An 8354-nucleotide genomic window follows, 5' to 3' on the forward strand; every position below is an offset into this window, starting at 1 on the left:
CTGAATCAATGGATAGTGATGAGGGTACAGAGCGCGAAGGGAACGGTTCTTGCGAACGCTTGCCTCGTGATGAAAGCAGAGAGCGATACGGCCGTTGTTCGCGAGCAAGACCGTTGGGCCGCAAAGGGAAAACAGGCTGCGCACAATTCGCGAATAGTGTGATCGCGCAATTGCAGTTACGCTCGCACTCCTCGTCTGACGTTCACGCGCCGATAACGCCGGGACAATGATACCTTCGACCCACTAAGCCTCGACCGAATCTCTGCTCATTGGATGCGGCACATCAACCCTCATGGACCGATTCGCATGACACGCGTGCGCCGTCTGAATAACGACTTCGATACCGGCCTTGTCTGGTTTCGTCGCGACCTGCGCAGCACCGATCAGGCCGCGCTTTACTACGCTTTAAAGCATTGTCAGCGGGTGTGGTGCGTCTTCGTGTTCGACACGACCATCCTGCAACCAATCGTTAATGCATGGCGGGCTCGTCATGCCAGCCAAACGCCTGAGGACCGGCGCATCGAGTTTATTCTTGCGACGCTTGGCGAGCTTGATCAAACGTTACGGGAACGTGGTGGTGGACTGATCGTGTTGCATGGCGACGCTCGCGAGACCATTCCGAAGCTCGCCGCGCAACTCGAGGTTGAGGCGGTTTTCACCAATCACGACTACGAGCCAGCCGCACTGGAACGTGACGAAGCGGTACGCGAACAACTCGCTGAAGGTACCCGCGAATGGTTTACGTTCAAGGATCAGGTGATCTTCGAGCGCGATGAAATTCTCACCGGGCAGGGCAAGTCGTTCACGGTATTTACGCCGTATAAGAACGCATGGTTGAAACAACTCACTGCCTTTGATCTGAAACCTTATCCCGTCGAATCGTACATATCGCACCTGGCCGCAGTGCCCGCCAAGCTCGACCGGGGCCTGCCGGCGCTCGCGCAACTCGGCTTCGCACCAAGCAACCTGGGCGACCTGACGCTGCCGACCGGCGCGAGCGGCGCGCAACAACTGCTCGACGACTTCCTCACTCGCATTGACAGCTACGCGGATCGCCGCGATTTCCCCGCCGCAAAGGGACCCAGTTATCTGTCGATGCATCTACGCTTCGGCACCGTTTCGATCCGCACGCTCGCACGCCTTGCGCATGAACTGTCGTTGCAACCGGACGGCCAAGGCGCAGCGACATGGCTGTCGGAACTCATCTGGCGGGATTTCTACTTCATGATTCTGGCGCACCATCCGAAGCTGGCGCGCGGTGCGGCATTCAAAGCCGAATACAATGGACTGCGCTGGGAAACCGGGCCACAGGCCGACGCGGCGTTTGCAGCCTGGTGCGAGGGACGCACCGGCTATCCGCTCGTGGATGCGGCGATGCTGCAACTGAACCGGACCGGCTACATGCACAACCGTCTACGCATGGTGACGGCAAGCTTTCTCGTGAAGGACCTCGGAATAGACTGGCGGCTCGGCGAACGATATTTCGCAGAGCGGTTGAACGACTTCGATTTTTCGGCGAACAATGGGGGCTGGCAGTGGGCCGCGTCGACGGGGTGCGATGCGCAGCCCTATTTCCGGATTTTTAACCCGGTGACGCAATCGGAGAAATTTGACCCTGAGGGGCGCTTCATTAAGCGCTATCTTCCGCAATTGCAGAACGTGCCGCCCAAATGGATTCACGCGCCATGGCTTGCAGGTGCAGACCGACTCGCCGAATTCAGCCTGATGCTCGGCAAAGATTATCCTGCGCCAATTGTGGATCATGCACAGGCGCGACAACTGACGTTGGCGCGCTTTGGCAAATGACAGCCTGAAAGGCCATCGTGCTGGATTGGCTCTGGCGTTCAGTTCAAACACGCTACGAGTATGGTTCCAGCCTACCCGGCTCCCCCGGCAATTTGACATCTCAAACCGAGGCGAGCGATACCACTGATAGTGGGCACTCACATGCCCGAACCGCGGCTACGCCGATGGTTCTTCCAGCTTCAGCTTAATGCTGGGTCATCCACGAAGGGTGGCGCACTGCTGCTTCGCGATCGATCTTGCGCATACGGAACTCGAGGTCGTACAGATCGGTCGCTTCAGCCAGGTAAGCGTCGCTACGCTCTTTGGCCATCTGGTCAGAGGATTTCGTCAGGAACAGGAACAAGCGGCTCAGAAGATACATGGTCAACCTCGGAGAAGAGATCTAGGGTTTTCACCTAGTGAATAACCCGTATTGTAGGGAAAACCCTAGGGTTTGCCAAGCGATCTTTTCCGAGTTGTTCCTCTAACGCTCTAAGCCCCACCGGACGTGGCTCCCGCTTCCATCCCCTCGGCCACCGACGGCCTGGCCGCCCGCCGCTGATGCTTGAAAAACTCCCAGATGAGCCCGCTGGCGTCCGGACCTTTGGCCGAGTGGAACGGTATCGCATCGTCGCCGCCACTCCAGGCATGGCCCAGGGCCTGAACGCGGCACAGACGAACCACGCGCCGCCCGCTGCGCACATAGTCGCGCATCACGACGCCCGCTTTGCGCTCTTCGCGCAGTTCGCCGGCTTTGCGTTCGCCGCTTGCGTCGATCAACCGGTTTAAGCGCAGAAACTGCAGGGTCAATTGGTCCGCATTGACCGGTGCGACCACATGATCCGCATCGCCCTGCAAGATGATGGCGGGCATGCCAGGATAAGCGGTCACATCGACCCCATCGTCAACCAGTGACACCGGATCATGGCGGGTGCCGCGCCGCATCACATCCATTGCAACGATGCCTGAGCGGGCCTCGCCGAATGCCGGCCCCGAATGCATCGCCACTGCGGCAAAGCGGTCCGGATAGTGGGTGGCGAGCAGTGTGGCCAGGCCCGCTCCCGCCGACAGTCCCGCGACATAGATCCGCTCGCCATCGAAGCCATGCTCGGCCACCAGTGCGTCGACCAGCGACACCACCGCGCGCGCCTCGCCGCCACCGGCGCTTTCGCTGGCGTCGTACCAGTGCCAGCAGCGGTGCGCATGCACGTGCTTGGACTGCTCGGGATACGCCACCGCAAAGCCGAAACGGTCGGCGAGCAGGTTCATGCGCGTGCCCTCAGCGAATTCGTCAATCGACTGCTTGCAGCCGTGCAACATGACGACGAGCGGCATCGGCGTGGCCACGCTCCCAGTCGGCACATACAGACCGTATTGCAAATGATTGACGAGGCGCCCTGGCGAGGGCGGCGCCGAATGAAACGAGCGCGTCCACGAACCGCTCGCCCAGGCGGTTGCTCGTGGGCGGACGCGGGATTCCCTTGCGCCGGGCCGGGGCGCATCGCGTTTGGCGGGCGTGCGAAGCTTGGTTGCAGGCTTGACAGGCTTGAGTTTGGCCGACAACTTGCCGACCGGCCGCACTGGCCGCGCAGCGGTGCGTTTAACCGAGTCGCGTGCGTGTTGGGTTTGAATCGCGATGAGGCGTTTCAGGCCTCCCAGCCAGATTTTCGTCAGACTTTTTGCCATTGATTGTGACCTCGCAAAAAGGGACCAATGCTGTTCTGTGGAACGATAATTCGTTGTGCATTGCACAATAACATCAATCTCCACGCGTTGCTGAGCGTATCGTCAGGCCACCCGAGCGGACGAAACGCTGGCGCCGCGACGCAACTCATCGCCGCACTGCACCATCGGGTCGCGCCAGAACGTCGCGTTAAAAGCCCTGACGGGCACTCCCGTCTATACTGATAGTCAGACACTGGCAGCGCGCATGACCTCATCTTGCGCTGTCTTGTCGGCCAACTCGTTGGCTGGCGCGTTATACAACCAAGGTCCTGATTCTACGCGGCGTGCGCCGCGCTTTTGCCATGCCAGAATTGCCCCGTCACCTGTGGTATCTGATCACCAGCCTCGGCGGGGCTGGTGTGACGCTGCCGCTCGCCATCGCGATCGCGCTCTGGCTGGCACTCGGGTACACATGGCGCATGGCGCTGGGCTGGCTGGTGCTGCTGGGCGCGGCCATCGGCGTCGTGACGGTCACCAAGCTTGCCTTTCTCGGCTGGGGCGTCGGCGTGCGCGAACTGGACTTCACTGGTCTGAGCGGCCATGCGGCTCTCTCGACCGCTGTCTATCCGGTCGCCCTGTTCGTCATGCTACTGCCCGCGCGGCCCAAGGTACGTGCCGTGGGCGTGGCGCTCGGATTGGCCACCGGCATTGCCGTCGGTCTTTCGCGGGTTGTCGTCGAGGCCCACTCGCCGTCGGAAGCGATCACCGGCTGTTTCGTTGGCGCCGTCACCGCGCTAATGTTCGTCCGCTGGGCGTGGGATGCGGAGCCGGGCCGGCTTTCCGCGACGCCGGTCACCGTCAGTCTCCTGACGCTGATGGTTGCGCTGCACGGCGTGCGTCTGCCCACGCAGCGCTGGGTGACGCACATCGCCCTCAAGGTCTCGGGCCACGAGCGGCCGTATATTCGCGCGCGCTGGAAGGCGGGGCTCTACGACCAGCCGAACGCCGTGCCACTGTCGCGAAAGCAGAACGCCGCCTCGGCACCGCCTGTATCGGACGAAAGAGACGTGTGAGCTTCCTCACTCCTGGGTCATCGATATGACCCACGACGCCTTGATCCGCGCAAAGTCCAAAGTGTAATCCGCCAGACACAGGACCTTGACGCTCCCGAGCGCGAGGTTCACCCCGCACCGCCCCGCGATATTTTCGGCTTCCTGAGCGAGCGCAGCAGACGTTCGCCTTCCTGCGCCGTATGGCGCTTCACCGCCTCGCACCAGCCGCGCGCAAAACCCGCCTGATACGGTTCAACATCAAGCGCTTCCAGATAACCCAATGCGACGGCCACATCATTGCCGTCGCCCAGCACGCTCTGCAAACGCGAGACTGTCTTCGCACATTCGCCGCGGGTTTTGCGTGACGCGATCGACTCGAAAAACTCCAGCGCGTAACGCAAATACTTCGCCTGGATGCGCTCCTTGTGACGCGCCTTGTCGTCGAGCGTGGTGAGTTTTGGCGCGCTCGCCAGGCGATCGTAGTATTTGCGCACGCGCTTTTTCGCGTAGGCATGTAGCAATTGATCTTTACCTTTGGCAGGCGGCTCGCGGGACGGCAGCACGCTCAGCCATTCGAGCCACGCCAGCGCAAGCTGCGCATACCGCGTCGAAGCCACCGCGCCCTGCACGCGCTCACGCGCTTCAAGACGCCGCAGGTTCGCGCGCTCGCCGGTTGAATTCCAACGCTCGTTATCGGCGTCTGCGGTGGCGAGCGCGGGCAGCGTCGAATCGACGAAAACGTCCCAATCGCGGGCCTCACCGAGTATGCCGCCCAGCCACTTCAAATCGGGCGCAATACGGGTCTTCCAGGTGTCGTCCGTCCAGTGCGGGAAGATACGCAGCGCCGTCTTCAGGCGCCGCTGCGAAACACGCAGTTGATGGACGAGCTCGACGCTGATCGCATCGCGCACGCCGGCGTCGTTGCCGAACCAGTGTTCCGCCACGTTGTGGCAGATCGCGATCAACGCGGCTTGCGGCGTGGAGCGGCCGGTTAGATCGATCGGCGTGGCCCGCGCGGGCGTCGACGGCGTAACGCTCAAGTCTGCACCCTCGCAAGCTTGATCGAAGGCAGGACGCAGAGCAGGGAATGCCGGTAACACGGCGACCAGTTCGCGAGCGAGTGCGAACACGGTGGCCAGCGTGGGTCCCTCGGCATCTTCCATATAAGAGGCACTCAAACGCAGTTCGCGCCGCGGCGGCGCGACACTCGGTGACTGCATGGCGACCCGGTCGAAGACAATTGCCACGACGATATCGTCCGCGCCTTGCCACTGCCAGCAATGACGCTCGCATGCCAGCGTGACGCCAGGCGCGAGATCTTCCGCGCTCTTCAGCGCATGTCGGACGGAATCCGGTGCGCCTGCCAGCGCCGATTCGGGCGATGCATCGCCCTCCAGCAGAGTGTCGAATAGCGCCTCGCACACCATCATGCCGGCGCTAAACAACGTATGCCGGGAGACCAGCATGCGGCGTTTGTTCGCGACGGTTTCTACCTGGACCCGTAGACCCGATGCGGCCAATGCGCCCTCGTGATCCAGACGGACGCTCGTTAGCTGCGTGGCGACATCCTTTTCGCTTGCGGGAAGCGAGTCATGACCCGAAGGAGACGTGGAGCCGTCGTCGCGGCATGCCCGTGTTACGCGCGGTAGCGTATCGAGCGCATGGATCAGGCTAGCGTCCAGCGTGTGCGCAGTCTGGGCGTGATGGCGGGATTCGGGCAATGCAGACCACGCGGCTGCCGCGCGATGGGGAACATCGAGCACCATTTCGAAGACGCGAACCATACACTCCCCAGTGGTTGAGAGGATCAGGCCGCGCAGGAAAAGCAGTGCGGAGCCTGCTGTTTATGGTACACCGGGGCGTGCGCGGGCCAAGACCGAGCGGCTCTCGAAGCTAAGCGTACTAGCGCGTTCCCCCGCCGCCTACGCGCCGAGCGGGGTCTCGCCGCTCTAAAGATGCAACTGGTCAAGGCGTCGTGGGATTCATGCTCCACGAGTGCGCTTTGATACGCAACGCGGAGCCGTCCTTCTGTGCAATCAGTAGGAAGTTTCCGCCAACATCCATGGTCCGCTCCTCCGACACGTTGATATTCCCGGTCCAGCTGCCGGATTCCCAAGCCACATTTCCATCAGATGTGCAAAGCCCCTGCTGGATTTCTAAGCTGTTCCAGACTTTCGTTGCCATTGCGGCCCATTCCTCGATTCCCTTTCTGCCGCTCACGACTGCGTAGCCCGCCGGGACGAGAATGGCGTCGTCGGCGAACATCGCCACCCAACCGACCGTATCGTGAGAATTGACCGTCTCGGCGAACCTACCGTTCAGCGCTGCAAACTCCTGCGAGATGTCCATGGTTGTACCTCTCTGAGAGGCGTGGTGAGACATAGGAAAGCCCGGACGCTCGGCACGGGCCAAGACACATACGCGCTATTGGGGCCATCAGCCCAAAGTTCAGTCTAGGTAAGCACCGCGCAGCACTCAATTACATTACATAGACAGCACGTTTCAACGCGTTAGCTTGGCGGGCAGTGACCGTACTGGCGGCGAACGACTATCCAGCGTGGAGTGATAAGTCTGTTCACCACCAACAACGGTCGGCTCCCGCTTGATCTCGGGATAGACCAGGCGGTACCGGACGACTGCCTTGGCTGCAATTGATTGCAACGGCGTGCGGCGCCGGCACACTCGACCTTTCGGACATAACCCAGACTCAGACAACCGGCCTCAAGCGTACTGGGCAATTCCAAGACCAAAAGACCAGTTCTCTTTCGGTACATCCACAAGGTTGACGAATACGTCCTCTGGCCGTATCCCGGGGCTTTCGGCGAGATTTGCCGCTATCGCAGCGTACAGTTTTTTCTTCTCTGCAACGCCCCTTGTAGCGTTCGCCGTGATCTGTATCAGCACCAGATCATCGCTGCGCTGGATATCCAGGTACTGCTTGCCATAGAAAAAGTTGTCCCCGTCGTGCTCCGTGACGACCATGAAAATGTCGTCCTCCGGCACATTGAAGGTTTCCATCAGCGAGCGTTGGATGCCTTGCGTCAGCGCCTTCCGGTAGGCCGCCGGCTTGCCGGCGCGTACTGCAATACGGGTGAATGGCATGATGAATGTCCCTTGTGAAGAAGATTGAGTACACAGCTTAGGACGCTTCAATCATAATGAACAGGCATCCAATGTGATTTCATTCATTTTCAATTGAAATGAAAGTACTCGATCTCGACGCGGTCCGCGCCTTCGTCCTGGTGGCCGACCTGCACAGTTTCACGCGCGCCGCCGACGCGCTCGACACCACGCAATCCGCCGTCAGCCTCAAGCTCAAGCGGCTGGAGGCGCATCTGGGCAAGCAACTGGTGGAACGTACGCCCCGTGTGGTGCGTCTGTCCGCCGACGGCAGTGCCTTTCTTGGCGCCGCGCGCGATCTGCTGAACGCGCACGAACGGGCCTTGGGTTCGCTCTCGGTTGAGCGGCGCAGGCTGGCGCTGGGCCTGAGCGAGCACGTCGCCGGGCCCGATTTGCCGGACCTGCTGGCCAAGCTCAATGTGTACGATCCGGGACTGGTAGTGGAACTGCACGTGGGCATGTCGGCGGCGCTGCTCGCGCAGTTCGACGAGCGGCGGCTCGACGCCGTGATTGTGCGTTTCGAGCCGGACGATGCTCCACGCGATGACGCCACGGTGCTCTTCAGTGAGCCGCTCGGCTGGCTCGCCGCGCAGCACTGGCTGCCGCGGGTCGGCGAACCCCTGCCGCTGGCACTGCTCACGGCGCCGTGCAACGTACGTGCGATAGCGATCCATACCCTGGAGACGGCCGGCATTGCGTGGCGCGAGGCGTTCGTGGGTGGCGGCGTGGCCG

Annotated in this window: 8 protein-coding genes; 3 read left to right on the plus strand and 5 right to left on the minus strand. The window is 61.5% G+C overall.

Annotated features, from left to right (window positions below; all coding sequences use genetic code 11):
• The first annotated feature begins 306 nt into the window (after nt 1-306).
• Nucleotides 307-1806, plus strand: a complete 1500-nt coding sequence (locus WCA85_RS34270; RefSeq protein ID WP_424070057.1) for a cryptochrome/photolyase family protein — start codon at nt 307-309, stop codon at nt 1804-1806.
• Between the two features lie 184 nt (nt 1807-1990).
• On the opposite strand, the gene WCA85_RS34275 is transcribed toward WCA85_RS34270, so the two are convergent.
• Together WCA85_RS34275 and WCA85_RS34280 are read right to left on the minus strand one after the other, a co-directional pair.
• A complete protein-coding gene (locus WCA85_RS34275) occupies nt 1991-2167 on the minus strand; it encodes a DUF3563 family protein (RefSeq protein WP_424070059.1) in 177 nt (58 codons plus the stop codon).
• Nucleotides 2168-2277: 110 nt separating this feature from the next.
• A complete protein-coding gene (locus WCA85_RS34280; RefSeq protein ID WP_424070061.1) occupies nt 2278-3471 on the minus strand; it encodes a PHB depolymerase family esterase in 1194 nt (397 codons plus the stop codon).
• Between the two features lie 341 nt (nt 3472-3812).
• Between WCA85_RS34280 and WCA85_RS34285 the strand changes: the two genes are divergently transcribed.
• Nucleotides 3813-4523 (plus strand): phosphatase PAP2 family protein, encoded by a 711-nt coding sequence (locus tag WCA85_RS34285; RefSeq protein WP_424070062.1) that lies wholly within the window; start codon nt 3813-3815, stop codon nt 4521-4523.
• A 107-nt stretch (nt 4524-4630) separates the two neighbouring features.
• Here WCA85_RS34285 and WCA85_RS34290 read toward each other — a convergent pair whose 3' ends face one another.
• From WCA85_RS34290 to WCA85_RS34300, 3 genes are all read right to left on the minus strand, one after another.
• A complete protein-coding gene (locus tag WCA85_RS34290) occupies nt 4631-6286 on the minus strand; it encodes a CHAD domain-containing protein (RefSeq protein ID WP_424070064.1) in 1656 nt (551 codons plus the stop codon).
• Between the two features lie 181 nt (nt 6287-6467).
• Nucleotides 6468-6851 carry a YybH family protein gene (locus tag WCA85_RS34295; RefSeq protein WP_424070066.1) on the minus strand — a complete coding sequence of 128 codons (384 nt, stop codon included), beginning with the start codon at nt 6849-6851 and terminating at the stop codon, nt 6468-6470.
• Nucleotides 6852-7223: 372 nt separating this feature from the next.
• Nucleotides 7224-7604: a tautomerase family protein gene (locus tag WCA85_RS34300; RefSeq protein WP_424070068.1), complete on the minus strand. Its 381-nt coding sequence runs from the start codon at nt 7602-7604 to the stop codon at nt 7224-7226.
• 98 nt (nt 7605-7702) lie between these two features.
• Here WCA85_RS34300 and WCA85_RS34305 point away from each other — a divergent pair.
• A partial coding sequence (locus WCA85_RS34305) for a LysR family transcriptional regulator (RefSeq protein WP_424070070.1) occupies nt 7703-8354 on the plus strand: 652 nt, incomplete at its 3' end.

This window comes from Paraburkholderia sp. (assembly GCF_049581445.1).
GTDB lineage: Bacteria > Pseudomonadota > Gammaproteobacteria > Burkholderiales > Burkholderiaceae > Paraburkholderia.

Coding starts and splice junctions, on each gene's coding strand:
- WCA85_RS34270 (WP_424070057.1), top strand. CDS start 307: ATGACACGCGTGCGCCGTCTGAATAACGACTTCGATACCGGCCTTGTC.
- WCA85_RS34275 (WP_424070059.1), bottom strand. CDS start 2,167: ATGTATCTTCTGAGCCGCTTGTTCCTGTTCCTGACGAAATCCTCTGAC.
- WCA85_RS34280 (WP_424070061.1), bottom strand. CDS start 3,471: ATGGCAAAAAGTCTGACGAAAATCTGGCTGGGAGGCCTGAAACGCCTC.
- WCA85_RS34285 (WP_424070062.1), top strand. CDS start 3,813: ATGCCAGAATTGCCCCGTCACCTGTGGTATCTGATCACCAGCCTCGGC.
- WCA85_RS34290 (WP_424070064.1), bottom strand. CDS start 6,286: ATGGTTCGCGTCTTCGAAATGGTGCTCGATGTTCCCCATCGCGCGGCA.
- WCA85_RS34295 (WP_424070066.1), bottom strand. CDS start 6,851: ATGGACATCTCGCAGGAGTTTGCAGCGCTGAACGGTAGGTTCGCCGAG.
- WCA85_RS34300 (WP_424070068.1), bottom strand. CDS start 7,604: ATGCCATTCACCCGTATTGCAGTACGCGCCGGCAAGCCGGCGGCCTAC.